General features: G+C 70.2%; 23 protein-coding genes. 6 read left to right on the top strand and 17 right to left on the bottom strand.

Going from position 1 to position 25,854, the window contains the following annotated elements:
• The first annotated feature begins 20 nt into the window (after positions 1 to 20).
• Together OH802_RS12145 and OH802_RS12140 are read left to right on the top strand one after the other, a co-directional pair.
• Positions 21 to 833 (top strand): IclR family transcriptional regulator, encoded by an 813-nt coding sequence (locus OH802_RS12145; RefSeq protein ID WP_406028198.1) that lies wholly within the window; start codon positions 21 to 23, stop codon positions 831 to 833.
• A gap of 53 nt (positions 834 to 886) precedes the next feature.
• Complete coding sequence (locus OH802_RS12140) at positions 887 to 1,891, top strand: 2-hydroxyacid dehydrogenase (RefSeq protein WP_406028196.1); 1,005 nt, start codon at positions 887 to 889, stop codon at positions 1,889 to 1,891.
• 10 nt (positions 1,892 to 1,901) lie between these two features.
• Here the strand turns inward: OH802_RS12140 and OH802_RS12135 are convergent, their stop codons facing one another.
• Genes OH802_RS12135 through OH802_RS12110 form a run of 6 tightly spaced genes read right to left on the bottom strand, consistent with a single transcriptional unit; the run spans position 1,902 to position 8,146 of the window.
• The gene (locus OH802_RS12135; protein ID WP_406028194.1) at positions 1,902 to 2,627 is read right to left on the bottom strand and encodes a sulfite exporter TauE/SafE family protein; all 726 of its coding nucleotides are present in this window, start codon (positions 2,625 to 2,627) and stop codon (positions 1,902 to 1,904) included.
• Positions 2,627 to 3,640 carry an ABC transporter ATP-binding protein gene (locus OH802_RS12130; RefSeq protein ID WP_406028192.1) on the bottom strand — a complete coding sequence of 338 codons (1,014 nt, stop codon included), beginning with the start codon at positions 3,638 to 3,640 and terminating at the stop codon, positions 2,627 to 2,629. Before OH802_RS12130 ends, OH802_RS12135 begins: the two co-directional genes overlap by 1 nt.
• Positions 3,637 to 4,596 (bottom strand): ABC transporter ATP-binding protein, encoded by a 960-nt coding sequence (locus OH802_RS12125; RefSeq protein WP_406029281.1) that lies wholly within the window; start codon positions 4,594 to 4,596, stop codon positions 3,637 to 3,639. The genes OH802_RS12130 and OH802_RS12125 overlap by 4 nt, the downstream gene beginning before the upstream one ends.
• Positions 4,597 to 4,640: 44 nt before the next feature.
• Entirely contained in the window at positions 4,641 to 5,618 is a 978-nt protein-coding gene (locus OH802_RS12120; protein WP_406028190.1) for an ABC transporter permease, read from the bottom strand.
• A gap of 13 nt (positions 5,619 to 5,631) precedes the next feature.
• Entirely contained in the window at positions 5,632 to 6,561 is a 930-nt protein-coding gene (locus tag OH802_RS12115; RefSeq protein WP_091048109.1) for an ABC transporter permease, read from the bottom strand.
• A gap of 31 nt (positions 6,562 to 6,592) precedes the next feature.
• Positions 6,593 to 8,146 (bottom strand): ABC transporter substrate-binding protein, encoded by a 1,554-nt coding sequence (locus OH802_RS12110; RefSeq protein ID WP_406028188.1) that lies wholly within the window; start codon positions 8,144 to 8,146, stop codon positions 6,593 to 6,595.
• A 212-nt stretch (positions 8,147 to 8,358) separates the two neighbouring features.
• On the opposite strand from OH802_RS12110, the gene kdgD reads away from it, so the two are divergent.
• Both kdgD and OH802_RS12100 read left to right on the top strand, forming a co-directional pair.
• Complete coding sequence (gene kdgD, locus OH802_RS12105; protein WP_406028186.1) at positions 8,359 to 9,273, top strand: 5-dehydro-4-deoxyglucarate dehydratase; 915 nt, start codon at positions 8,359 to 8,361, stop codon at positions 9,271 to 9,273.
• A gap of 26 nt (positions 9,274 to 9,299) precedes the next feature.
• Positions 9,300 to 10,253 carry a 2-hydroxyacid dehydrogenase gene (locus OH802_RS12100; protein ID WP_406028184.1) on the top strand — a complete coding sequence of 318 codons (954 nt, stop codon included), beginning with the start codon at positions 9,300 to 9,302 and terminating at the stop codon, positions 10,251 to 10,253.
• Positions 10,254 to 10,256: 3 nt separating this feature from the next.
• Here the strand turns inward: OH802_RS12100 and OH802_RS12095 are convergent, their stop codons facing one another.
• From OH802_RS12095 to OH802_RS12065, 7 genes are all read right to left on the bottom strand, one after another.
• Positions 10,257 to 11,093 (bottom strand): ABC transporter ATP-binding protein, encoded by an 837-nt coding sequence (locus OH802_RS12095; protein WP_406028182.1) that lies wholly within the window; start codon positions 11,091 to 11,093, stop codon positions 10,257 to 10,259.
• Entirely contained in the window at positions 11,086 to 12,093 is a 1,008-nt protein-coding gene (locus tag OH802_RS12090) for an ABC transporter ATP-binding protein (RefSeq protein ID WP_406028180.1), read from the bottom strand. Before OH802_RS12090 ends, OH802_RS12095 begins: the two co-directional genes overlap by 8 nt.
• Positions 12,090 to 12,962 (bottom strand): ABC transporter permease, encoded by an 873-nt coding sequence (locus OH802_RS12085; RefSeq protein WP_406028178.1) that lies wholly within the window; start codon positions 12,960 to 12,962, stop codon positions 12,090 to 12,092. The genes OH802_RS12090 and OH802_RS12085 overlap by 4 nt, the downstream gene beginning before the upstream one ends.
• Positions 12,959 to 13,915 (bottom strand): ABC transporter permease, encoded by a 957-nt coding sequence (locus OH802_RS12080; protein ID WP_406028176.1) that lies wholly within the window; start codon positions 13,913 to 13,915, stop codon positions 12,959 to 12,961. The genes OH802_RS12085 and OH802_RS12080 overlap by 4 nt, the downstream gene beginning before the upstream one ends.
• Positions 13,912 to 15,534 carry an ABC transporter substrate-binding protein gene (locus OH802_RS12075; RefSeq protein WP_406028174.1) on the bottom strand — a complete coding sequence of 541 codons (1,623 nt, stop codon included), beginning with the start codon at positions 15,532 to 15,534 and terminating at the stop codon, positions 13,912 to 13,914. Before OH802_RS12075 ends, OH802_RS12080 begins: the two co-directional genes overlap by 4 nt.
• Before the next feature lie 61 nt (positions 15,535 to 15,595).
• The gene (locus OH802_RS12070) at positions 15,596 to 16,984 is read right to left on the bottom strand and encodes an NAD(P)/FAD-dependent oxidoreductase (RefSeq protein ID WP_406028172.1); all 1,389 of its coding nucleotides are present in this window, start codon (positions 16,982 to 16,984) and stop codon (positions 15,596 to 15,598) included.
• Positions 16,981 to 18,621 carry an amidohydrolase gene (locus OH802_RS12065; protein ID WP_406028170.1) on the bottom strand — a complete coding sequence of 547 codons (1,641 nt, stop codon included), beginning with the start codon at positions 18,619 to 18,621 and terminating at the stop codon, positions 16,981 to 16,983. The genes OH802_RS12070 and OH802_RS12065 overlap by 4 nt, the downstream gene beginning before the upstream one ends.
• Positions 18,622 to 18,762: 141 nt before the next feature.
• Here OH802_RS12065 and OH802_RS12060 point away from each other — a divergent pair, with 141 nt between their 5' ends.
• Positions 18,763 to 19,425, top strand: coding sequence for a TetR/AcrR family transcriptional regulator (locus tag OH802_RS12060; RefSeq protein ID WP_406028168.1), 663 nt, complete (start codon positions 18,763 to 18,765; stop codon positions 19,423 to 19,425).
• A 13-nt stretch (positions 19,426 to 19,438) separates the two neighbouring features.
• Here OH802_RS12060 and OH802_RS12055 read toward each other — a convergent pair whose 3' ends face one another.
• The 4 genes from OH802_RS12055 to OH802_RS12040 are packed head-to-tail and all read right to left on the bottom strand — an operon-like array spanning position 19,439 to position 24,148.
• Entirely contained in the window at positions 19,439 to 20,731 is a 1,293-nt protein-coding gene (locus OH802_RS12055) for a hemolysin family protein (protein ID WP_406028166.1), read from the bottom strand.
• Between the two features lie 58 nt (positions 20,732 to 20,789).
• Positions 20,790 to 22,271, bottom strand: a complete 1,482-nt coding sequence (locus OH802_RS12050; protein ID WP_406028164.1) for a class I adenylate-forming enzyme family protein — start codon at positions 22,269 to 22,271, stop codon at positions 20,790 to 20,792.
• Between the two features lie 3 nt (positions 22,272 to 22,274).
• Complete coding sequence (locus tag OH802_RS12045) at positions 22,275 to 23,174, bottom strand: alpha/beta hydrolase (RefSeq protein ID WP_406028162.1); 900 nt, start codon at positions 23,172 to 23,174, stop codon at positions 22,275 to 22,277.
• Positions 23,171 to 24,148, bottom strand: coding sequence for an enoyl-CoA hydratase/isomerase family protein (locus OH802_RS12040; protein ID WP_406028160.1), 978 nt, complete (start codon positions 24,146 to 24,148; stop codon positions 23,171 to 23,173). Before OH802_RS12040 ends, OH802_RS12045 begins: the two co-directional genes overlap by 4 nt.
• Before the next feature lie 97 nt (positions 24,149 to 24,245).
• On the opposite strand from OH802_RS12040, the gene OH802_RS12035 reads away from it, so the two are divergent.
• Positions 24,246 to 25,844 (top strand): GMC oxidoreductase, encoded by a 1,599-nt coding sequence (locus tag OH802_RS12035; RefSeq protein ID WP_406028158.1) that lies wholly within the window; start codon positions 24,246 to 24,248, stop codon positions 25,842 to 25,844.
• The last annotated feature ends 10 nt before the right edge of the window (positions 25,845 to 25,854 follow it).

The following is a 25,854-nucleotide window of genomic DNA, read 5'->3' as shown; positions in this document are numbered from 1 at the left end:
CCGCGCACTACTCTGCGGACATGAACGACGTTGCCGCGCCTGATGCCACCGCCGGAGGGGTGCGCGAGGTGAAGTCCGCCGCCCGCACGGTGGAGATCCTCGAGTTCCTCGCCGCGCGCCAGAACCGCCCGGTGCGGCTGCGCGAGCTGAGCGAGGCGCTCGGGGTTCCCCGCAGTAGCCTGCACGCCCTGCTCCGTACGCTCGCCAAGCACGGCTGGGTACGCAGCGACGCGACCGGCACGCTCTACGGCATCGGCATCCGGGCCCTGCTGGCCGGCACCAGCTACCTCGACACCGACCCCTACCTCCCGCAGGTGACCCCGTTCCTCGTCGAGCTCCGCGAGCAGCTCGACGAGACGTTCCACTTCGGGCGTCTCGACGGCACCGACGTGGTCTACCTCGCCACCCGCGAGTCGTCGCAGTACCTCCGCCCCTACAGCCGGGTCGGTCGCAGGCTCCCCGCCTACTCCACCTCGCTGGGCAAGGCGGTCCTGGCCGCGCAGCCCGAGGACGAGGTCGCCGACCACCTGCCGGCCGAGCTCGCACCGCTCACGCCGCACACGTTCACCGACCGCGGCGCGCTGGCCGCCGACCTCGAGGCGACCCGCCGGCGCGGCTACGCGATCGACAACGAGGAGAACACCCTCGGACTGCGCTGCATCGCCGTCGCCCTGGACTACGACGAGCCGGTCACCGACGCCATCAGCGCCTCCATCCCGATCGCCCGGCTCACCCCGGAACGGGAGGCCGAGGTCATCGCCGCCCTGCGTCAGGCGGCGGACCGGATCGTCCGTGTGGTCGGCCCGATCCGCAGCTCTCTCACCTGGACCTGACCTCATATATCGAACCTTGTCCACGGATGTAGACGCATGACACAATCGCGGACGTGCCCTCCACCTCTCCCACCACGCCGTTGAACGTGCTGGTGACCGAGCCGATCATGGCCCGGTTCACCGACGTGCTGACCCGGAAGGGCGCCTCGCCGCACGAGTGGACGTTCGCCTGGGGAGACGACCCCCGGCTCGCCGAGGCCACCGCGACCGCCGAGGTGCTGGTCTGCTCCTCGACGACGCCGGAGCTGCTGGCCGCGATGCCCCGGCTCCGGCTGGTGCACGTGACCGGTGCCGGCGTGGACCGGATCCCGCTCGCGGCGCTGCCCGGCGACGTACGTCTGGCCAACACCTACCACCACGGCCGCTCCATCGCCGAGCACGTGATGATGGTGTCGATGATGCTGCTGCGCGGCGTTCTGCGGTCCGAGGCCGATATGCGCCAGGGCGTGTGGAACAACGCGATCGTCTCCGGCGACTACCCCTTCGGCGGCGTGCTGGCCGGCCGCACCCTGGGCATCGTCGGCTTCGGCGAGATCGGCTCCAGTGTCGCCCGGCTCGGGTCCGCGATGGGGATGAAGGTCCGAGCCGTACGCCGCAACCCCGACGCCCCGCTGCCTGAGGGCGTTGCCCTGGACTGGGTCGGGCCCGACTCGGCCCTGCACGACCTGCTGGCCGCCTCCGACGTGGTCGTCGTGACCGTGCCGTTGAGCGATGCGACCCGTGGGCTCATCGATGCAGCGGCCCTCGCCGCGATGCGCCCGAGCGCGGTGCTGGTCAACGTCGCCCGCGGCGCCGTGGTCGACGAGCAGGCGCTCCACGACGCGCTCACCGCCGGCACGATCGCCGGGGCCGGCATCGACGTGTGGTGGCGCAACCCCCGCGACCCCGACGCTCCGCCGCCCTCGCACCTCGACTTCAGGAAGCTGCCGAACGTCGTGCTGACCCCGCACCAGTCGGGGCACACCGCCGAGGTGTTCGCCGGCCGCGCGCAGGACATCACCGACAACGTCGACGCGCTCGCCGACGGCCGGCCGCTGCGCAACCCGGTGACCAGGTAGAAGCCGGTTCCTAGCCCAGGAGCTGGTCGACCACCAGCACGACGGCGCCGAAGATCGAGACCGCGATCGCCGTACGCCGCAGCCGCACCGGCGACATCACCCGGTTGAGCAGCAGCGACAGCCCCCATCCGACGAACGGAGCCGGCACGAGCGCCGCGGTGACCAGCAGGGTGCGCTGGTCGACGGACCCGGTGGCGGCCAGCGCGAGGAACGACAGCACCGAGCCGACGAGGAAGAACGTGCTCATCGAGCTGCGCAGCACCGCACCGTGCTTCTGCTGCCAGACCAGCGCCATCGGCGGGCCGCCGATCGAGGTGGCGGTGCCGAGCAGCCCCGAGGCCGCGCCCGCGGTGACGAGGTTGCGGCGTACCGGCCGCGGCTGCCAGCCCAGCGAGTTGAGGGCGACGCCGACCAGCACGACGCCGGCCAGCAGCAGGGCGAGGCCCCGTTCGGGCAGCGCGGCGACGAGCAGCGCTCCCGCGATCGTCCCGGGCACCCGGCCGAACAGCGCCCACCCGGTGCCGCCGAGGTCGATGTGCTGCCGTTCGGTGACGACGACCATCACCGTGACCACGAAGGCGAGCATCACCAGCGTTCCGGGCAGCAGCCCCGGATCGACCAGGGCGACGACCGGGGCGGCGAGCATGCCCATGCCGAAGCCGATGGAGGCCTGGAGCGCCGAGGCCAGGACGACGGCGACGGCGACGAGCGCGAATGATCCGATCGAGAGCCCCATCAGCCCGCCTGGGCCGCGGCCAGCTCCTGTTCGTCGGCCCCCAGTGGATGGAAGCACTCAGCGGTGTGACCGCCGTCGACCGGGTCGATGGCGAGCGGCGGGAGCGCGGTGGCGCACTCGTCGGTCGCCTTCCAGCAGCGGGTCCGGAACCGGCAGCCGGACGGCGGGTTGAGCGGCGAGGGGATCTCGCCGGACAGGATGATCTGCTCGCGCCGGCGCTCGTGGTCGAGCGAGGGCGCAGCCGACAGGAGCGCCCCGGTGTAGGGATGCTGGGGCCGCTCGAATGTCGACTCGGTCTCGCCCTGCTCGACGATCCGGCCCAGATACATCACCACGACCCGGTCGGCGACGTGCCGCACCACCGACAGGTCGTGCGAGATGAACAGGTACGCCACCCCGAGCTCCTGCTGCAGGTCGTTGAGCAGGTTCAGCACCTGCGCCTGCACCGACAGGTCGAGCGCGGAGACCGGCTCGTCGCAGACGATCACGTCGGGGTTGAGCGCGAGCGCGCGGGCGATGCCGAGACGCTGGCGCTGGCCGCCGGAGAACTCCTGCGGAAACTTCCCGGCGTCGCCGGGCCGCAGCCCGACGAGATCCAGCAGCTCGCGCACCCGCGCCGCCCGCTCACGCGAGGTCTTGTGCAGACCGGTGTGGGTACGCCACGGCTCGCTGACGATGTCGCCCGCCGACATCCTGGCGTTGAGCGAGGCGAACGGGTCCTGGAACACCATCTGCACCCGGCGCCGGAACGTCAGCAGGTCGGCGCCCCTGGTCGTCGTCGGGTCGACCCCGTCGAAACGTACGGAGCCGCCGTCGGGGGTCTCCAGCATGAGCAGCGTGCGGGCCAGCGTGGACTTGCCGCAGCCGGACTCCCCCACCAGGCCGAGCGTCTCGCCGCGGTGCAGGTCGAGGGTGACGCCGTCGAGAGCTCGCAGCTCCTTGCGCTTTCCGGCGTGGCGTACCGGGAAGATCTTGGTGAGGTCGCGGACCTCGAGAAGCGGTGCTTCAGTCATCGGTTCACCTCGTCGGGGAAGTGGCAGGCGGAAAGGTGGCCGGGGGCGACCTCACGGGCCGCCGGCCGCTCCTCGCGGCAGCGGTCACGCGCGATCGGGCAGCGGTCCTGGTAGACGCAGCCGGCCGGGATCGCGGCCAGCTCGGGCGGCGAACCGCCGATCGACTTGAGCTCCGCACCGCGCTCGGCGTGCACGGGCACCGACTCCAGCAGGCCGGCGGTGTAGGGGTGCTTCGGGGAGGCGAAGACCTCCTCGACCAGGCCCTGCTCGACCACGTTGCCGGCGTACATCACCACGACCCGGTCGGCCTGCTCGAAGACCAGGGCGAGGTCGTGCGTGATCAGCACGACCGCCATGTCGCGCTCCTCGCGCAGGTCCTTGAGCAGGCTCATGATCTGGGCCTGGACCGTGACGTCGAGTGCGGTGGTCGGCTCGTCGGCGAGCAGCACCGCCGGCGACAGCGCGACGCCGATCGCGATCAGCAGCCGCTGCCGCATTCCGCCCGAGAACTGGTGCGGGTAGGAGTCGATCCGAGTCTCAGGCTCGGGGATGCCGACCCGGCGCATCAGCTCGATGGCCTCCTTGCGGGCGGCCTTCTTGGACAGGCCACGGTGGATCCGGAACGGCTCGGCCAGCTGCGTACCCACGGTGTAGACGGGGTTGAGCGCGGTGAGGGCGTCCTGGAAGACGATCGCCAGCTCCTTGCCGGCGATGTCGCGCCGGCGCCTCGCCGAGGCGGTCCGCAGATCGGTGGTGCCACCATCACCGGTGATGCGGACGGAACCCTCGGTCACGTCGGCGACCGGCTCCAGCAGGCCGACGACCGCGGTGGCGGTCATCGACTTGCCGCAGCCCGACTCCCCTAGCAGCGCGAGGGTCTCGCCCCGGCGCGCCTGGAAGGTCACCTTGTCGACGGCTCGGACGACACCATGGGGCGTACGGATGTCGACGCTCATGCCGTCGACGTCGAGGGCGATGGCCTTCTCGGTCAGAGTGCTGGTCACTGGGCGTCCTCCGTAGCGGTCTGAGTGACGGTCTGGGCGACGGTCGGGGTGGCGCGGCGACGCTGCCGCCGCGGGACGGTGAGCCGCCACCGCTGAGCGGGATCGGTGGCCAGCCGCACCCAGGCGGCGAGCACGGCGGCGGACACCGTCGCGATCACGATGGCCAGGCCCGGGAAGAACGAGAGCCACCATGCGGTCTGCAGGTAGTTCTGCCCCTGGGCGACCATCAGGCCCCAGCTGACGTCGGGTGCCTGGATGCCGATGCCGAGGAAGCTCAGCGACGACTCGGCGAGCATGACGTAGCAGAAGTCGAGCGTGGCGACCGTCAGCAGCGTCGGCAGCACGATCGGGAAGACGTGGCGGCGGATGATGCTGAAGCTGCCCGCCCCGAACGTACGGGCTGCGTCGACGAAGACCCGGCTCTGCAGCTCGGCCGACTCCGCCCGCGCGGTGCGCAGGTAGATCGGGATGCGGGTGATCGCCAGCACGATGACGATGTTGCGCGGACTGGGCGAGTAGACGTAGAGGACGACGACCGCCATCAGCAGCGACGGGAAGCTCAGGATCACATCGGCGATCCGCATCACGAGGGTCTCGCGCCAGCCGCGGTGGTAGCCGGCCCACATGCCGATCACCGAGCCCACGACCAGCGAGATCAGCACCGCCGGGATGGCCACACCGAGGGTCGTCCGGGTCGCGACGATGATCCGGGCCAGGATGCTGCGCCCGAGCGAGTCGGTGCCCAGTACGTAGAGCCAGCCGTCGAGCTCGAGCGGTGCCTTGTTGCCTCGGGTCAGGTCCTGGGCGTTGGCCTCGCTGCCGAGCAGGACCGGCCCGAAGACCGCCACGAGCAGGATGAAGCAGAGGATCACGGCGGCCACGGTCGCGACCTTGTCGCGCAGCAGCATCCGCCAGTAGCTCACCTTGCCGGAGCGGCTCGGGGCCTCAACGGAGTCGGTGGTGGTGGAGCTCATCGGTTCTCCTCTCTCACACCATCGCCTTGTCGCGCACACGGGCGTCGAGCAGGGCGTAGCAGATGTCGATGGCGATGTTGAGCAGGAAGATCGTGACCGCGGTGAGCAGCACGGCCGCCTGCAAGATGGCGAAGTCGCGGCCGGTGATCGAGTCGATCATCAGCTTGCCGATGCCGGGCCAGCCGAAGATCGACTCCACGACCACGGCACCGTTGACCAGCCCGACCGCCAGGTCGCCGGCCACGGTCAGCGCCGGGGCGGCGGCGTTGCGCAGGGCGTGGTGAGCGACGACCCGACGGCTGTCGGCACCCTTGCTGCGTGCCAGCCGGACGTACGGCGCGGACAGGGCCGCCACCATCGCGCCCCGCACCACCTGGGTGAGCACGCCGACGGGACGCAGCAGCAGGGTCGCGATCGGCAGGACCCAGGAGAGCAGCCCGGCATCGACACCCGAGGTCGGCAGCACCCCGAGCATCACCGCGAAGACCCAGACCCCCATGATGGCGAGCCAGAAGTCGGGGACGCTCGCCGCCGTCATCGACAGGAACGACGCGAACCGGTCGGCCAGCGAGTTCGGACGGTACGCCGCCCACGAGCCGATCACGACGGCGAGGACGACCGCGATGAGCATCGTGGTGATCGCCAGCTGGAGCGTCGCGGGGAAGGCCCGCAACGCCATCGCGGCCGCGGACTCACCCGTGCTCAGCGAGGTGCCGAAGTCGAGGCGAAGGATGCCCTGGAGGTAGTCGACCAGCTGCTGCCAGACCGGCAGGTCGAGGCCGTTGACTGCGCGGAAGGTCTCCTTCTGGGCCTCGGTGGCGTTCTCCGGCAGGTACAGGCTGGCCGGGTCGCCGGTGAGGCGGGCCAGGAAGAACACTCCGAGCAGCACCACGACGAGCGGCAGCAGCGAGGTGAGGGCTCGCTTGCGGAGGAACGTCACCATCGATGACCTCCTGGGTGAGTCGCGGCCGGGGTCACTTGGCCGGCTTCATCTCGGTCACGCGCATCTCGTCGCCGGTCGCCGAGTTGGGCTCGTACTCGACGTTGTCGGACTCGCCGATGATCCCGGTCATGTGCGCGATGTAGGCGAACTGCGAGACCTTCTCCGGCTCGTCGGCGAAGATGCCCGCGAACGCGGCCTGGCGGTCATCGCCCTGGGCCTTGTCGGCGGCCCCGATCTGGGCGTCGAACTCCGGCGTACCGAACGTCGACTGGAGGCCGTCGCTGAGCATGTACTGGTCGACGGAGAACTGGGCGTCACCGGCCTGGTTGCCGTGCTGGATCAGCATGATGTACGGCCCGGTGTTCTCGGGGTACGGGCGGGACTGATACTCGACCGACGCGGCGGTGTCCATCATCTCGATGGAGACGTTGAGGCCGATGTCCTCGAGCGCCTTCTGCACGACCTCGACGGTCTCGCGGACCTTGGGGAACATGCCGTTGCGCGAGATCAGCCGGATCTTGGTGTCGGTCGGCACCCCGTCGGCCTTCGCCTCGGCGATGAGGGACTTGGCCTTCTCCTGGTCGTACGGCCACGCCTCGAGGTCCGGGTTGTGGCCCACGACGCCCTCAGGCACCAGCTGGGAGGCGACCTCGGCGTACCCCTGGAAGAGGCTGTCGACGATGGACTCGCGGTCGATCGCGTAGTTGATCGCCTGCCGCACCCGGATGTCGTCGAGCGGGGCGTAGGTCCCGGTCGACCGCAGCGCGGTGGTCTCGTTGTTCTGGTAGCGGACCGCGGCGTCGCCGGAGAGGTCCTCGGGTGCGAGGCCGGTGGCGATGTCGGCCTCGTTGTTGGTGATCATGGCGGCGCGTACGCTGCCCTCCTCACGCCACTGGTACTCCGCCTTCTTGAACGCCGGGGCGTCGCCCCAGTAGGTGTCGTTGACCGCGAGGGTCAGCTTGGTGCCGTTCTGCCAGTCCTCGATCTTGTAGGGGCCGGTCCCGATCGGCTCGCGCACCTTGGCGGTGTCGCTGGTCGAGGCGGGCACGACCTCGATGAAGGAGAGGCGCAGGGGAAGGATCGGGTCGGCCCCGGCGGTGGTCACCTCGAGGTGGGTGGCGTCGACGGCCTTGGCCTGGAGCTCGTCGTCACCGAAGACGTAGCCCTCGACGTTGCAGCCGAAGGTGCCGTTGACCGCGCGGTCGATGGAGTGCGCGGCGGCCTCGGCGTCGAAGGCGGAGCCGTCGGAGAACTTCACACCCTCGCGGAGCGTGAAGGTCCATTTGGTCGGCTCGGTCTGCTCCCACTCCGTGGCGAGCAGCGGCTGTAGATCGCCGGAGGCGGGGTCGCGCTCGACCAGCGGCTCGGTGATGTTGGAGCGCACCACGACGCCCGTCGCGGTCAGGTTGGCATCGCACGGTTCGAGGGTCGGCGGCTCCTGCGGGAGCACGATCCGGACCGTGTCACCGGCGGCGCCGGCACTGTCGGAGTTGGCGACGCCACACGCCGAGAGGGTGAGCGAGACAGCCATGAGCGAGGCGCTTGCGAGTCCGAAGCGGGACCGCAGCGAGGGACGAAAGTTCATGCGACTGTTCCTCCAGTCGATCGGCGACATCTACATATGTGGACGTCGTTGTCATTCGTGGATGAACCGTACGAGCGAGTTTTGTGTGACGTCAAGCACGTCGGCCAATGCCCATGGAGCATCGAACGATGCCGTCACGATGTTGGACGCGTATCGCCTCCGCTACCTAGCCTCGGGATCTCCGACGTCATCGATCCCCTTGAGGAGACCCCATGGGCCGCTACTCCCCCACCGAGCTCCGTGACGCCCTCGGCGCCGGCCTGCTGTCGTTCCCGGTGACGCATGCGACCGCCGACTACGCCTTCGACGAGGACGGCTACCGCGCCCATCTGCAGCACCTCGACGGCTTCGACGTCGCCGGCCTCTTCGCCGCCGGCGGCACCGGTGAGTTCTTCTCGCTGACCCACGACGAGGTGTCCCGGGTCCTGCGGGCCACCGTCGAGGAGGTCGGGAACGGCACCCCGGTGATGGGCGCGGCCGGCTACGGCACCTCCCAGGCCGTCGCGATGGCGCAGCGCGCCGAGGCGGACGGCGCCGACGGCATCCTGCTGCTGCCGCCCTACCTCACCGAGCTGCCGGGTCGTGGCCTGTACGAGCACGTCGCCCGCGTCTGCTCCGAGACCTCGCTCGGCGTGATCGTCTACCACCGCGCCAACGCCCGCTACGACGCCGACACCATCGTCCGTCTCGCCGAGGAGTTCCCGAACCTCATCGGCTTCAAGGACGGCGTCTGCGACATCGACCTGCTCGCCACGCTCAACGCGCGCCTCGGCGACCGCCTGCTCTACGTCGGGGGCCTGCCGACCGCCGAGACGTACGCCCTGCCCTATCTGGAGCTCGGCGTCAGCACCTACTCCTCGGCGATCTTCAACTTCGCGCCGCAGTGGGCGGTCGAGTTCTACACCGCCGTCCGCAACCGCGACCGCGACGAGGTGCTCGCCCGGCTCCGCGACTTCGTGGTCCCCTACATCGCGATCCGCGACCGCGGAGCCGGCTACGGCGTCTCGATCGTCAAGGCCGGTCTCACCGCCGCCGGCCGTCCGGCCGGCCCCGTACGTCCCCCGCTGACCGACCTCACCGAGGACGAGCTGGCCGAGCTGACCGCCCTCGTCAAGACCGTCATCTGACGGCGACCCGATCGACAGGAGAAACCGTGACCCGCCGAATCCTCCAGGTAGGACCGCTCAAGCCGTCGCTGGCCGCCACCCTCACCGACCGCTACGACGCCCTGGTGCTGCCCGACGACGACAGCCGCGCCGCCTTCCTCGCCGAGCACGGGCCCTCGATCGGCGCCGTGGTGACCACCGGGCGCACCGGCGTACCGGCCGAGCTGATGGCGCAGCTGCCCGCGCTCGGCGCCGTCGTCAACTTCGGGGTCGGCTACGACACCACCGACGTCGAGACCGCGGCCGCACGTGGCGTACTGGTCTCCAACACCCCCGACGTGCTGACCGACTGCGTGGCCGACACCGCGATCGGCCTCGCCATCGACACCCTGCGCCAGCTCAGCGCGGCCGACCGGTTCGTACGCCGCGGCGACTGGCCAGAGGTGGTCACCTACCCCCTGGCTCGTAAGGTCTCGGGCAAGCGGGTCGGGATCCTGGGGCTGGGCCGGATCGGCCAGGCCATCGCGACGCGGTTCGAGGCGTTCGGCTGCCCGATCTCCTACCACTCCCGCCGCGAGGTCCACGGCTCCCCGTACGCCTACGCCGCCTCCCCCGCGCAGCTCGCCGCCGACGTCGACATCCTGGTCCTCGCCACCTCCGGCGGCAGCGGTACGCAGCACCTCGTCGACCGCAAGGTGCTCGAGGCGCTCGGGCCCGAGGGCTACCTGATCAACATCGCGCGTGGCTCCGTGGTCGACCAGGACGCGCTGGTCGAGCTGCTCCTCGAGGGTGGCATCGCCGGCGCCGGCCTCGACGTCTACACCGAGGAGCCCGCGGTCCCCGCGGAGCTGATGGACCTCGACAACGTGGTGCTCCTCCCGCACCTGGCCAGCGGCACCGTCGAGACGCGTGCCGCCATGGAGCAGTTGACCCTCGACAACCTCGACCGCTGGCTCGCCGACGGCACCGTCCTCACTCCGGTGCCGGAGATGTCGAACTGACGGTCATGGTGTCGCGGGGCTGAAGGCGCGACGTACCTCCGTCAGGTCCCACCCGGGCGTCGGGACGCTCGCCCGCAGCCGGCGGGTGTAGTCGTGCTGCGGCGCATCCAGCACATCGGTCGTCGTCCCACGTTCGACGACGGCGCCGTGCTGCATCACCACCACGGTCTCGGTGAGCTGACGCACGACGGCCAGGTCGTGGCTGATCAGCACATAGGTGATCGACAGCCGCTCCCGCAGATCGCTGAGCAGATTGAGCACCTGCGCCTGGATGGACACGTCGAGCGCGGCGACCGACTCGTCGAGGATCAGGACGTCCGGCTCTGCCGCGAGCGCCCGCGCGATCGCCACCCGTTGGCGCTGACCGCCGGAGAGCACTCGCGGCAGGGCACGACCTTGGCGTTCGTCGAGACCCACCATCTCTATCAGCTCGCCCACGCGCGCAGCCCGCGCTGACGAGGTCCGCTCGCGCTGGTGGAGGCGCAGCACCTCCTCGATCGCGCGGTCGACCGGTTGCCGTGGGTCCAGGCTGGAGTAGGGGTCCTGGAAGACGATCTGCACCTCGGCGCCGCGCCGGCGGCGCTCGGCGCCACCGCGCGCCGGCGCCGTACGGTCTCGACCGCAGGCGCGGATCGTGCCGGCCGACGGTCGCTCCTGGCCGGTGATCATGTTCGCGACCGTGGTCTTCCCGGATCCGGACTCGCCGACGATCCCGAGCGATCCTCCCCGACGTACCGTGAAGGAGACGTCCTCGACGGCGACCACCTCTCCGAACACCTTGCGCAGGCCGGTGACTGCCAGGGCCGGTTCCGCCTCAGTGGTCTCGTACGCCTCAGACATGGGTGCTTCCTCCCAGGACTCCACGAAGCTCCTCTGCGCGTGCGCACCGCACGGCACCGCCGTCTAGGTCGACCAACGCCGGGGCGGAGGAGACGCAGACGTCGTGCTTGTGCGGACAGCGACCGGCGAAGGCGCACGCGTCGGCCGGCGCCTGGAGCGCCGACAGCGGACGCCCCGGGACCGCCGTAAGCCGGAGCATCGCGCGGTCCAGCAGCGGCCGCGCCGCGCCGAGGGCGGCGGTGTAGGGGTGGAGCGGGTCGTCGTGAAGCCTTCCCGACTGGCGGACCTCGACGATCTCGCCGGCGTACATGACCCCGGTGCGGTCGCAGACCGCCGCGGCCAGATCCAGGTCGTGGGTGATGAACAGCAGCGACAGACCGAGGTCCTGGCGTAGCTCGTCGAGCAAGCCCATGATCTCGGCCTGCGTCGTCACGTCCAGCGCAGTGGTCGGCTCGTCGGCGAGCAGCAGTCGGGGTTCGGTGAGCAGCGCGCTGGCGATCATCACCCGCTGAAGCAGCCCGCCGGACAGCTCGTGCGGATACTGCTCCAAACGTCTCTCCCCGTCCGAGATCCCTAGCTTCGCGAGCATCGCGACCGCTCGGCGAGCCGCCTCCCGCCGCTTGACCCCGCGGTTCGTACGCAGCACCTCGGTCATGAAGTCGCCGACCTGGCGCACCGGGTTGATGTGCACCCGCGGGTCCTGGAAGACGACGGAGACCTCGGCGCGGTAGGCGCGTAGGGCGGCACCGGATAGGGCCTCCACATCCTGGCCTGCGAACCGGATCGAACCACGCCGGCGTGCCCCCGCGGGCAACAGCCGATCGATCGCCCGCACGGTCATCGACTTGCCCGAGCCCGACTCTCCCACGAGGCCGACCGCCTCCCCGGCAGCCACCGTGAACGACACGTCGCGCAGCACCGAGCGGTGGACGCCTCCCACGAGCAGGTCCAGGCCCAGCCCGTCGACCTCCAACAGCGGGCCATGATGGGTCGCGCTCATCGGCCACCCTCCTTCCCGGCCCGCTCGAGGAGCCGCTCGCCGAGCAGGTTCATGGCCACGACGACCACGACGATGCAGACGCCCGCAACGAGAGCGGGCATCGGGTAGCCGAGAAGGATGCCCGACTGGTTCTCCGAGATCATCACGCCCCAGTCCGGGTTCGGCGGCTGGACGCCGATACCGAGGTACGAGATGACCGCCAGGTCGAGGACTGCATAGCCGAACAGGATCGACGCCTGCGCCACCATGAACGGGAACACGTTGGGCAGCAGGTGCCGTACGCAGATCGCGGTCGCGCCCAGACCTTGCACCTCGAGGGCGGTGATGTAGGGCTGGCTGCGCTCCTTGAGCATCGCGCTGCGCAACAACCGCGCGACGAAGGGCGTGTACGCCACCGCCATCGCGAGCACCGCCGCCCACAGGCCTGCACCGAAGACTGCCGCCGTGAGCGCCGCCAGCAGCACACCGGGGAACGCAAACAGGATATCCAGGCCCGCCGACACCGTCGTGTCGACCGCTCCCCCGCGCCACGCGGAGGCAAGACCGAGCACCGAACCCACCAGCATGCAGAGGACCACGATGAGCAGCGGCCCGAGCAGCGAGGACCGCGCGCCGGCCAGGACCCGGGACAGCACGTCCCGGCCCTGGACGTCGAGACCGAGCAGGTGCCCCTCCCCCGGACCGATCCACGCCTGCGCCAGGTCGGCCTGGTTCGGGTCGTGTGGCGTGAGCACCGGCCCGATGATGCCGATCATGGCGGCGAGCCCGACCACGACGACGCAGACCCACACAGTCGCGCCGAGACGGGCACGGCGACGGGTCGCCGTCGTGCCGGCGGCGGGGGCGGTGGCGGTGGCGACGGCGCTCATGAGGCCCTCGCTCCGAGCTTGACGCGGGGGTCGAGCACCGCGTACATCGCGTCGACCACGACGTTGACGATCACGAACGCCACCACGAGCACGAGCGAGATGCCCTGCACGACGGCGATGTCCTTACCCTGGGCCGACTTCACGAGGTACTGCCCCAGGCCGTTGAGGCCGAAGGATGTCTCGACCACGGACGAGATCGCGATGAGGCTCGCGATCGTCACGCCGGTCACCGTGGTGATCGGGATCGCGGCGTTGCGCAGCACGTGGCGGGTGACGACGAGGTGCTGCGGGATTCCGCGGCTGATCGCCGTCTGGACGTGCTCACGCTCCACCTCCTCGCGGATCGCGGTGCGGGTCACTCGCGCCACGACCGCCACTGATGACAGCGCGAGCGCGACCGCCGGCAGGGTGAGGTGCTCGAGGTGGCCGAGGAAGCCCTCGCCGACCCCGATCGTCGGGAACCAGCCGAGCGACACCGCGAAGACCGCGATCAGCACGATGGCCGCGACGAAGGCCGGCACGGCGGCGGCCATCGAGGAGATGACCAGCACCGAGGAGTCGATCCACCCCGGCCGAAGCCCGGCGAGCAGGCCGAGACCGATGCCGAGGACCACGATGATGACGGCGGCGTAGAGCACCAGGCTGAGCGTGATCCAAGCGCGGTCCGCGATGAGGGAGGAGACGTCCTGGTGCAGCGGGATCGACACGCCCAGGTCGCCCCGGAGAGCCCCGGAGAGCCAGTGCCAATACTGCGCGAGGAACGGCTCGTCGAGATGGTATCGCCGCTCGAGCACCGCCTGCGCTTCAGCGGAGAGCGACTTGCCCCCGGAGAGCGCGGCGAGCGGGTTGCCCGGCGCGACGTACGTCGCTGCGAAGATCGCGAAGCTGGCCACCAGGAGTGTCACCCCCAGCATCGCGAGTCGGCGCATCAGGTATCCGATCCGCATGGTCATCGGGCTCCCAGGTGGTTGGCCCAGGGCGCCGACATGTAGGCGAACGACGACACTGCTCCGGTCAGCTCGCTGTTGGTCACGAGCACCGAGTTCGGCTGGGCGGTCGGGATCCATGGCAGCAGTTCCATGGTGCGCTGCTGCGCCTCGATGACGAGCTTCGCCCGGGCCTCCACGTCCTCGGTGCCGCGCGCCTCCTCCATCAGCGAGGTGATCTCCGGGTCGTCGAAGCCCGAGTAGTTCTGCGCACCGTCGGGCAGGACGACCGTCGCGGAGAGCGCGGCGGGGTCGGCATAGTCGCCGTAGGTCACCGTCGGGAACGCATCCACCCCCTCGCGCGCCTTCGGGTCGATGAAGAAGTTGATGAATGCATCGGCCGAGACCGACTTGAACTCCACCTCGAGGCCGATCTTCTCGCCCGCCGTCTTGAAGGCTCCGGCCTCGTAGGCGATGTCCGGGATCGCCGAGGACATGCCGATCGTGACGGTCTTGCCCGCCGCCCCGGCCTCCTCGATCAGCTTCTTCGCCTGGTCGATGTCCTGCTCGAGCACCGGACTGTCCTTGTACGCCGCCTGGTAGGTCTCGCTCGCCGAGGCGAAGGTGCCCGGGTTGACGAGCCAGCGCGCGTCCTCGGCCGCACCATGGAACACGTTCTCGACGATGCCCTTGCGGTCGAGAGCAAGTGACAGCGCCTGGCGGACCTTGACGTCACCGAGCGTGCCGTCCAGGTCGCTGATCACCAGCGCGGCGGTCGCGTAGCCGGGACCCTGCGTGACGGTGACGGCCTTGTTGCCCTCCAGCACCGGCAGCGTCGAGATCGCCGGCGGGTACGTCCCACCGATCTCGCCCGCGATCAGCGAGGACGTAAGAGCCGCTTCGTCGACGACACCCTTGAGGGTGATCTTCGCGACCCGCGGATCGGCCTCACCCCAGTAGTCGTCGTTGGGTACCGCGACCACCCCGCTCGCCGGCGACCAGGAGTCGAGCTCGTAGGCGCCCGTGCACATCGCGCCACCTGTCGTGGTGCCGTAGGCGGCGCCCTTGGCCTCGACGTACTTCTTCTGCACGATGATGCCGGGGAGCGAGGCGAGCTCGCCGTCGAGCCAGTAGTCGGGCTGGGTCAGCGTGATGGTGACCTGGCGGTCGCCGGTCGCCTCGATCGTGTCGACCCGGACGAGGGAGTCGGCGTAGAACCCGCCGAGCTCGGGGTCGCGATGACGCTCGAGGCTGTAGACGACGTCCTCGGCGGTGACCGGGCTGTTGTCCCAGAACTTCGCGTCCGGGTTGATGTCGAAGACCAGCGTCTTGTCGTCCGTGCGCGAGAACGAGGCGAGCCCGTCGGTGATCGTGCCGTCCGGCGCGGTGCGGAGCAGCGACTCACACATCAGGGTGAGCGCGGTGTTGTCCGGGTAGTCGAAGGCGTAGAGGGGATCGATCGTCTGGACGTCGCGGTAGACCGCCCAGGTGATCGGGTCGGCGTCAGCGGTCGCGGCGGTCGTCGTCGGTTGGAGGTGGCTCGCGGTCGTCGAGGACGTCGAGTTGTCGGCCGATCGCCCACAACCGACGATCGCAGTGCAGGTGAGGAGCAGCGCGGTGATGCGCATGAGGTTGCGTCGGTTCACAAGGATCTCCTTGGGACGGTGCTGTCAGCGGGGGCTGCATGGGTGATGTCCGAGATCGGGCTCATGAGTCGAACCCCAGTCCGAGGCGGTCGAGCAGGCGGAGCCAGGCATTGCGGTGACCGGCTCGCGCGTCGGCGCGCGCGAGCGACCAGCGGGTCAGCTGGATGCCGATCCACGCGATCGGCTCCGGCGGGAACGGCAGCGGCCGCTTCCGAACGAGGGCGAGCCGAGTGCGCTCGGTGTCCTCCCCAGCCAGCAGGTCGAGCATCACGTCGGCACCGAACCGGGTGGCACCGACACCGAGGCCGGTGAAGCCGAGGGCGTAGGCGACGCGGCCGCCGAACGCGGTGCCGAAGAAGGCGCAGAACCGCGTGCAGGTGTCGATCGCCCCACCCCACCGGTGGCTGAAGCGGACGCCGGCCAACTGGGGGAAGGTCTCGAAGAACTGCCGGGCGAGGACGTCGAAGGTCTCCTGTCGCTGGTCGTACGACGCCCGGACCCGCCGCCCGTAGTGGTAGATCGCGTCGTAGCCGCCCCAGAGGATCCGGTTGTCCGCGGTCAGGCGGTAGTAGTGGAACTGGTTGCCGCAGTCGGAGAGGCCCTGCCGGTTGCTCCAGCCGATCGACGCGAGCTGCTCGTCGGTGAGCGGCTCGGTCATGAGGACGTAGTCGTAGACCGGGACCGTCGCCAGCCGGAGCCGGCGCAGCAGCGGGCGGTAGGCGTTGGTGCCGAGCGCGACCTGCTGCGCATGGATCGTGCCGTGGTTGGTGTGTACTGCGATCTGCCCGCCGGCCCGGCGGATCCGCTCGACCGGCGTGCCTTCGACGATACGCACACCGAGCCGCTCGGCCGCGGCGGCCAGACCCCAGACCAGACGGGCCGGATCGACGGTCGCGCAGCTGTCCTTGCTCCACAATCCGGCCAGGTACGTCGGCGAGTCGACCTCCGCACGGACGGCGGCCCCGTCGAGGAAGACCGCGCTCTCGCCCTCGGCCTCGGCCCGGAGGTCCTCGACCTCGTGCGGTCGGGTGGCGACGGCGAGCTGCCCGGTCCGGCGGAAGTCGCAGTCGATGCCGTAGCGCCGCAAGGTCACCTCGATGTCGTCGAGGTTGGCCAGGCCGAGCTCCTCGAGCCGGGCGGCCTGGTCGGGCCAACGGGTGCGGCCGTTGGCCTCACCATGGGTCAGGCTCGCCTCACAGAAGCCTCCGTTGCGACCGCTCGCGGCGCCACCGATCCGGTCCGCCTCGACCAGGACGACATCTCGTCCGGGGTCACGCTCCTTGGCTCGAAGCGCCGTCCACAGACCGGAGTAGCCGCCACCGACGACCGCCAGATCGCAGCTCTGGTCGCCGGCCAGTGGCGGTCGGGCCGCCGGTCGGTCCGGGTCGTCGAGCCAGAATGGGAGCGGCTTCGCGGACGCGAGAGCGTCGCGGACGTGGCTCGCCGTCATCGGGCGTACACCCGCTCCCCACCCACGAAGGTCTGCTCGACATGGGTGTCCCAGATGTCCGAGGCCGGACCGTCGAACGGGTCCCGGTCGAGCACTACCAGGTCGGCCAGGTTGCCGACGGTGATGGTGCCGGTGTCATCGAGGTGGTTCACGTACGCCGTGCCGGAGGTGTACGCCGCCAACGCGCTGCCGAGGTCGATCCGCTCCTCGGCATAGAAGACCGGGTGGTCAGTGTCGGGCTCGACCCGGTTCACCGCGACGTGGATGCCGCGGATGGGGTCGGCGCTGCTGACGGGCCAGTCGCTGCCGGCGGCGAGCACGGCGCCACTACGCAGCAGCGAACCGAACGGGTACTGCCACGCGGAGCGCTCCGGGCCCAGGAACGGGATGGTGAGCTCGTCCATCTGCGGCTCATGGGCGGCCCACAGCGCCTGGATGTTGGCGGTCACGCCGAGCCTACGAAAGCGGGCGACATCCTCGGGATGCACGATCTGCAGGTGCGCCAGGTGGTGCCGGCCGTCGGTGAAGCCGTTCTTGTCGCGGGCCACCTCGATGGCGTCGAGCGCCTCGCGGACAGCGCGGTCGCCGAGCGCGTGGAAGTGGACCTGGAAGCCGTGCGCGTCGAGCGCGGTGACGTGCTCCTTGAGCGCCTCGGGGTCGACGAACGACAGTCCGCGGTGGTCGCCCGCATCGCGGCAGCCGCAGCCCGAGCCGTACGGACTGATCATCGCGGCCGTGTGGTTCTCAGCGATGCCGTCCTGCATGATCTTGACGCTCGTGGCCCGAAAACCGCCGCGGGTCATCGCCTCGCGAGCCGCCAGCAGATCCTCGATCTGCTCGGCACCGCGGTCCCGGCTCCACCAGAGCGCGCCGACGACGCGGGCGGTCAGCAGGTCGGCGTCGAGCGCGTCGGCGTACGCCGTCGAGGTGTCGCTGATGACCGGATTGATGCCGATCAACGCGTCCTGCCAGGCGGTGATGCCGAGCGAATGCAGCACCCCTTGGGCACGCAGCAGGCCGGCGAGCTTCTCCTCACGGGTGGTCTCCGGAACGACGGCGGCAACGAGATGCATCGCGCCCTCCTGCAGCAGGCCGGTGGGGACGCCGTCTGCGTCGCGCTCGATCCGGCCGTCGACCGGATCGGGGGTACGAGGGTCGATGCCGGCGAGCTCGAGCGCACGGCTGTTGGCCAAGCCGCCGTGGTGGTCGCGGTTGGCCAGGTAGACCGGACGGTCGGGGACGATCTCATCGAGGAAGGCTCGGTCGGGGGCGCCGCCCGGGAAGCTCTCCATAGACCAGCCGCCACCGGTGATCCAGGGCCGGTCGGGGTTCGCGGCGGCATACGACGCGATCCGACTGCGGTACTCCTCGACATCGACCGTCTCGGTGAGGTCGCACTGCCCGAGCTCGACGCCGGCACCGACGGGATGCACGTGGGCGTCCTGGAAACCCGGGACGAGCATACGGCCACGGAGTTCGACGACCTCGGTGGCGGGACCCACGAGCTCGCTCAGCTCGTCGTGCCCGACCCCGACGATCCGCTCGCCCCGTACGGCGACCGCGGTCGCACGGCTGCGGGCGGTGTTTCCGAGATGGACGGGGCCACCGGCGAACAGAAGATCTGCGTACGTCGTCAAGGGGTTCCTCCAGCGGGCGCGGCCTGCCTCGGTGTGGTCAGGATCACTCGAGTCGGTACGCTAGATCCGTGACAACAGTGTTGTCAACGGTGTTGACAGCACTGTGACTGGGTAGGATCGTCCAGACTTGAGGAGGTCACGATGAGTGCCGTCACCCGCCGCTCGAAGGAGCGCGTCGCGCTGGACCGCGAGGCGATCCTCGCGACGGCGACCGAGCTCGCCGCCAACGGAGAGGCGATCACGTTCCGCAGCCTGGGCACCGCCCTCGGCGCTGACCCGACGGCGATCTATCGACGCTTCCGCGACAAGGACGAGCTGATGGCGGCGCTTCTCGACGGTCTGATCGCGGCATCCATGGTCCGCGTCGACCGGGGCGCGTCGTGGCGCGACCAGCTGCGCGACGGTGCCGTGTGCACCATCGACACGTTCAGCGCCCACCCGCAGATCGGCGCCGAGGCCACTGCCATCTCCACCGGAGGTCCCGGGGAGCTCGCGGTGATCGACTGGATCCTGGACCAGCTGGCCCGCGCCGGGCTCGACAAGCAGCAGGTCGTGCGCTGCTACGCCGCCTACTCCAGCTACGTGCTGGCGGCCGCCGCCACCTTGTCCGAACAGCGACTGCAGGAGCTGGCGGGCGTCCCACCCACCAGTTGGGTGGGCGACCTACGAGCGGTGGACCCGGTGCGACACCCGTCGCTCGCCGCAGTGCTCCCCGAGCTCCTCGTGCTCACCCCTCGCGAGGTCTTCCTCGACGGCATCGACGTCCTGCTCGACTCCTTCGAGGCGATCGTCGGCCGTCACTGAATCAGAGCCGTGCTCACTCCGGTGCCGGAGGTCGCTCCTCGGGGCGCAGCGCGATCTCGGTGATGCGGTTGCCGTTCCGGGCGGTCACCTCCAAGGTGCCGTCCGGAAGGGCCAGCACCTCCCCGACCTGTGGGATGTGCCCCAGCCGCGCGATGAGATAGCCCGCGACGGTCTCGTAGGCGCCGTCCTCGAGCTCGATGCCGGTGGTGTCGGCGAAGTCCTCGATCGTCATCGCGCCGTCGATCCGGGACAGGTCACCGTGGTCGCGGATGCGAGCCTCGCCGTGGTCGTACTCGTCACGGATGTCGCCGATCATCTCCTCGACGAGATCCTCGAGGGTCACGATGCCGTCGGTGCCGCCGTACTCGTCCACGACCATCGCCAGGTGGGTGCCGCCCTCGCGCATCGTGGCGACCGACGGGATCACCCGCTTGCTCCCCGGCAGCGAGAGCACCGGACGGCAGATGTCCCGGATCGTGCGCTCGTCCGTCGCGACGACACCGAGCAGGTCGCGTACGTGCAGGAAACCGAGGATGTCGTCGAAGCCCTCTCCGGTCACCGGGTAGCGGGAGTAGGGCAGGTCGCGCACGGTCTCGGCTGCCGCAGGAAGCGGCATGGAGGCGGGCAGGAAGGTGACGTCGCCGCGCGGACGCATCACCTCCCGCAACGTCGTCTCGGTGGTGGCGAACACGTCACGCAGGATCCGGCGCTCGTCCTCCTCGAGGTCCCGGTTGGTGGAGACCATCTCGCGCAGCTCCTCCTCCGAGACCTGCTCGGCCGAGGCCTTGGGGTCACCGCCGAGCAGCCGTACGACCGCGTCAGTGGAGACCGAGAGCAGCCAGATCACCGGCCGCATCACGCTGGCGAACCGGTCCAGCACGGGCGCGACGGCCAGCGAGATGCCGGCGGCCTTCTGCAGCGCCAGTCGCTTGGGCACCAGCTCGCCCAGCACCAGGGAGAGATAGGCGATGAACAGGGTCAGCACGATCAGCGCCGTGGTCTCGGCGAGCGCCTCGGTCAGGCCGAGTCGCTCGAGGTAGGGCGCGACGTCGGGGGCGATCGCCGACCCGCCGTAGGCCGCGGAGAGGAAGCCGGCGACGGTCACGCCGATCTGCACCGCGGCCAGGAAGCGGTTGGGGTCGCGGGCCACCTCCGCCACCCGTGCTCCACGTGCGCCCTTGCGCTCGAGCGCGGTCAGCTGGCTCTCACGCAGCGACACCAGCGCCAGCTCGGTCGCGGCGAAGACGCCGCCGACCAGCACGAACACCAGCACCAGCCCGAGGCTGAGGAACGTCTGGCTGTCCATCAGGCCCGCTCACCATCCGACATGAATCCAGGTGAGCGGTAAGTACTTCGAGGCCTCTTCACAGGGAAGAATCTACAGGCACGCCCCTCCCTCGCTGGTTGCGAAGGGCCCGTTTGTCGAGCTTGCCCACCGTGTTCTTGGGCAGGGCGCCGAGCACATGGATCGCGGTGGGTCGCTTGTAGCCGCTGAGCTGCGCCCGGCACCTCGCCATCAGGGCGCTGACGTCGACCGTCGCGCCCGGGCGGGCCTGGACGAAGGCGACCACGACCTCGCCCCACTTCTCGTCGGGGAGGCCGATCACCGCGACCTCGAGGACGGTCGGGTCGCCGGCGAGGACGTCCTCGATCTCCTTCGGGTAGATGTTCTCGCCACCTCGGATGATCATCTCCTTCGACCGGCCGACGATGGTGAGGTAGCCGTCCTCGTCGACGTGGCCGAGGTCGCCGGTGGAGAGCCAGCCGTCGCTGATCACGGCGGCGGTGTCGTCCGGACGGCCCAGGTATCCGCGCATGACGTTGGCTCCGCGGACGCTGACCTCGCCGTTCTCGCCGGGCGGCACCGGCTTGCCGTCCGCGCCCAGGATGCGCAGCTCCTGGCCGGGGAACGGCAGCCCGACGGTTCCCGCCTTGCGCGGGCCGCCGACCGGGTTGATGGTCGAGCCACAGGTGGCTTCGGAGAGTCCGTAGCCCTCGATGAGCGGGAAGCCGAAGCGGTCCTCGAACCGGGCGAGCAGGTCGGCCGACGCCGGGGCAGCACCGCAGACCGCGAACCGGACCGAGCTCGTGTCGGGCCGTACGTCATCGGGCAGCGCGGCGAGCATGCTGTAGATCGTGGGCACCGCGGAGAAGAACGTCGGGCGCTCCTTCTCGACGGTTTCGAAGAACGTGTGCGGGTTGAACCGGTCCGCGATGACCACGCTGGCGCCGACGAGGAGCGGGGTGAGGATGCTGACGACGATGCCGTTGACGTGGAAGAGCGGCAGGATCAGCAGGCAGCGGTCCTCGGGACCGACCTCGAGCGCATCGCGCCCCATGGCGGTCATGGCCTCCAGGTTGGCGTGGTCGAGCATCACCCCCTTGGGTACGCCGGTGGTGCCCGAGGTGTAGATGAGCAGCGCCAGGAGCGCACTGTCAACGACCGGCGGCGCGGCCTCCTCCTGCATGGGCTCCCGGCGCAGGTCTGAGACCGCGAGGGCGGGTACGTCGCCGATCGGGTGAGCGCCGTCTTCGATGACGTGCAGCTTCGCGCCGGAGTCGTCGAGCTGCCGGGCGACCTCGGAGTCGGTCAGGGCCGGGTTGACCGGTGTGATGGTCGCTCCGAGTCGCCATGCGGCGAAGAGCAGTACGACGAACTCGACGCGGTTGGTGAGCTTGAGCGCGACGACGTCCCCGGCACCGATGCCGAGCTCGGCGAGATGCGCCGCGCCGGCACGGACCAGGTCGAGGAGCTCGGCGTTGGTGAGCCGCTGGGACGAGTCGGCGATGGCCGGACCGGACGGGTTGTCGGTGGCGCGCCGGTCGATGATGGTGGAGAACGTCATGGGTCAGGCCTTCAGGTGACGGGTGAGGAACTCGGTCTGGTCGGCGACGACGGTCTCGAACGCGTCGCCGAGGTAGATGTCGAAGTGGCCGGCGTCGTACCGCTTGATCTCGCCGCGAGGCGCAGTGCGCGCGTAGGCGAGCGTCTCTTCGGGCGGCGTGACGGAGTCGTGGTCGCAGATGCAGAAGAGAATCGGCATCCGTACGTCCTTGGCGACCTTGCCCGGACGGTGCCGGGTGATGGTGGGGGCGACGCGGGCGGTGACCTCGTTGACGAAGCCGGAGCCCTCCGGAACGAGCGCGAGGTAGCCGGGCAGGGCGTCCGGGGCCGTCATCAGCGCCTTCTCCCCCGGCGCCCCAGCGAGCGTGATGAGCACCGGGTCCCGCCGCAGGGTCGCGACGACGAGGTCGCGAGCGACGGTGGGCAGCAGCCGCATCGTGCCGACCGGACCGAGAGCGCGGGCCGACGCGAGGCCGTCGGTGAACGGGCACTGGGACACCGCCGCGCGCAGCTCGGGGTGGCGGGAGGCGACGACGATGGCATGACCGCCGCCGAACGAGCTTCCCCAGACCGCGACGCGAGTGCCGTCGACGTCGGAGCGCCCTTTGACGTGGGCGATGGCGGCGTCCCAGTCGGCCAGCTGCCGCTTGATCGACAGCAGCTGACGGGGCTGGCCGGTGGAGTCGCCGAAGTGGCGATAGGTGAACGCCAGCGCCGCGATCCCGGCCTGGGCGAATCGCTCGGCGAACGCGTCCAGGCGCATCTCCCGGGTGGCGCCCAGGCCGTGTCCGAGGATCACCACCGGAGGGTTGTTGACGCCGTCGGGGAGAAAGAGCCAGGCGGCGCAGGTGTCGCCGGCCGAGTCGAAGCTGACGTCGTGGCGGGTGACGGTGTGGCCGCTCATCGCCGGATCTCCTGACTCGTGGCACCGGCACCACGGGTGGTGCCCGCCTGGAGCACTTCCTCGAAGACTCCGGGCTGGTACAGCGGCAGCTCACCGGCCGCCTCCGTGTTGGCCATGTAGTCGAGCATCAGCTCCTGGCCGATGTCGGAGAGCGCGGTGGCGAGGAACTCGGAGCGTTCGATGTGCAGCCCCTCCTCGAGGCTCGCCGAGCCGCCGAAGTAGACCGATCGCTTGATCGCCGCGCGCGACGTCTTCGGTCGCGAACCCAGGTGCTCGGCCAGCTCGATCGCTCGGTCGAGCACCTGGTCCGGCGCCACGACGTCGTCGACCGCGCCGATCTCCAGCGCTTGCGCAGGAGTGAACGGCTCGCCGGACAGGATCGCCAGCAGCGCCTTGTGGTTGCCCACCAGGCGCGGAAGCCGCTGGCTGCCACCGCCGCCGGGCATGATCCCGAGCAGGACCTCCGGCTGACCGATGACGTAGTCCCCCTCAGCCATGACTCGCAGGTCGTTGGCCCAGCTGAACTCGGCTCCGAGACCGAGCGCCGACCCGTTCAGGGCCGCGACGAAGACGACGCCGCTGCGGTTCATCTTCAGGAACGTCTGGTGCACCCGCTCCAGCTGGACCGCCGGCCACAGCGGTGTCCTGCCGAACGCTGTCTTCAGCCCGCCGGCCCGGTTCACCCCGCGGGCCGTGTGGGCGAGGGCAGAGGCGCCCCGGACGCCGACCGACGGGACCGTGGCCCCGCCCTCCTGCAGCCAGCGCACCTCGGCGTGCGAGACGAAGCGGTCCGGGTGGGTGCCGGTGAACACGACGGCCTGGATCGCGGGATCACCGTCCGCGCGGTCGACGAGCGTGTCGAGCTGCTCGGCGATGTCGTTGCCGAACAGCCCCAGCGGACCGCCGTCGATGCGGGCGACCAGTACCGCGCCGCGGTCCTCGACCTCGAGGTTGCCTCGTACTTCTTCTGTCATGACCGGTCTCCGTTGCGATGCGGTGAGGGCGTTCGTGCGACGCTTGTCACACGACAATAACGAAGTTATCCTGATGTCACAACCCGGAGGAGCCACCTTGAACAGCACCACCCATCCCCCGCTGGACCATGACTGGGTCGTCGTCGGGTCGGGCTTCGGCGGCAGCGTCGCCGCCCTGCGACTGGCCGAGAAGGGTCACCGGGTCGCGGTCCTCGAGCGCGGCCGCGCGTACGCCGACGAGGAGCTGCCCGCATCGGCATCCGACAGCCGCCGCTTCGTCTGGGCGCCGAAGGTCGGGCTGCACGGGATCATGCGCAACGTGCTCTTCCGCCACGTGTTCAGCTCCACCCAGACCGGGGTCGGTGGCGGCAGCCTCGTGTACGGCGGCGTCCTGTTCCGCCCGCACGAGGACTTCTTCGCCGACTCCCAGTGGCCCGGCCCGGTCCGTTGGAAGGAGGTCCTCGAGCCTCATTACGCCACCGCGGAGCGGATGCTCGGCGCGAGCACGACGCCGTGGGAGTCGGTGACGAGCGGACTGACCCGCGAGGTCGCCGACCGGTTCGGCGGCAGCTTCTCGGCGGCGCCGGTCGGGGTCTTCTTCGGCGAGCCGGGCGTCACCGTGCCGGATCCCTACTTCGGCGGCGAGGGCCCGCACCGCACCGGCTGCACCCGCTGTGGGCAGTGCATGACCGGGTGCCGTATCGGCGCCGCCAACCGGCTCACCAAGAACTACCTCTGGTTCGCCGAGAAGCACGGCGCCCAGGTCTTTGCGGAGCGCGAGGTGGTCGACGTGACTCCGCTCGGGGCGGCCGATGGGAGCGACGGCTATCGGATCACCACCCGCGGTTCCGGAGGCCGGGGCGGGCGCCGCACGAGCATCACCACGCGCGGGGTCGTGTTCGCCGCCGGCGCGGTGGGCACCAACGCCCTCCTCGCGGACTGCAAGCACCGTGGGACACTTCCCGCGCTCAGCGACCGCCTCGGCCACCTCGCGCGTACGAACAGCGAGGCCGTGCTCTCCGTCCTGCTCCCCGAGGACATCGGCACCTGGCGCGACGTCACCGCGAGCAGCCGGGTGGTCCTCGACGGCGACACCCAGATCGAGTTCCTCACCTATGGGCCGCGAGGCGACTTCATGCGCCTGATGTTCACGGTCCTGGTGGGCGAGGGCCGGGGCGTACGGCGCCTGTCGGCCTGGCTCCGCACCGTGGTGCGCCACCCCCGCCGCTGGCTCTCGACGATGCGATCGGGCTGGTCGGCACGCACCTTGATGATGCTGGTCATGCGGCCGCGAGACAACGCGATCCGGTTCGTCGCACGGAGGCGACTCCTGGGGAGGGGATATCGGCTCACTACCGGGCGCGACACCGAACGGCCCGCGCCGACGTACATCGACGCAGGCCACCGGGTCGCGAAGTGGCTGGCCCAGCGCACCGGAGGCGTCGCGCAGAGCAGCGTCTTCGAGGTGTTCGGCAACCGGCCGATGACCGCCCACGTGCTCGGTGGCGCCGTGGTCGGCACGAGCCCGGCCACCGGAGTCGTCGACGCCGAACTGCAGGTGTTCGGCTATCGGAACATGGTCGTCTGCGACGCCGCCGCCCTTCCGGCCAACCCGGGTGTCAACCCGGCGCTGACGATCACGGCTCTGGCCGAGCACGCCATGTCGCACATCCCCGATGCCGGTTTGGGACGATGACGGCCATGTC

Source organism: Nocardioides sp. NBC_00850 (assembly GCF_045207335.1).
GTDB lineage: Bacteria > Actinomycetota > Actinomycetes > Propionibacteriales > Nocardioidaceae > Nocardioides.
This window is presented reverse-complemented; position numbering and strand designations above follow the sequence as displayed.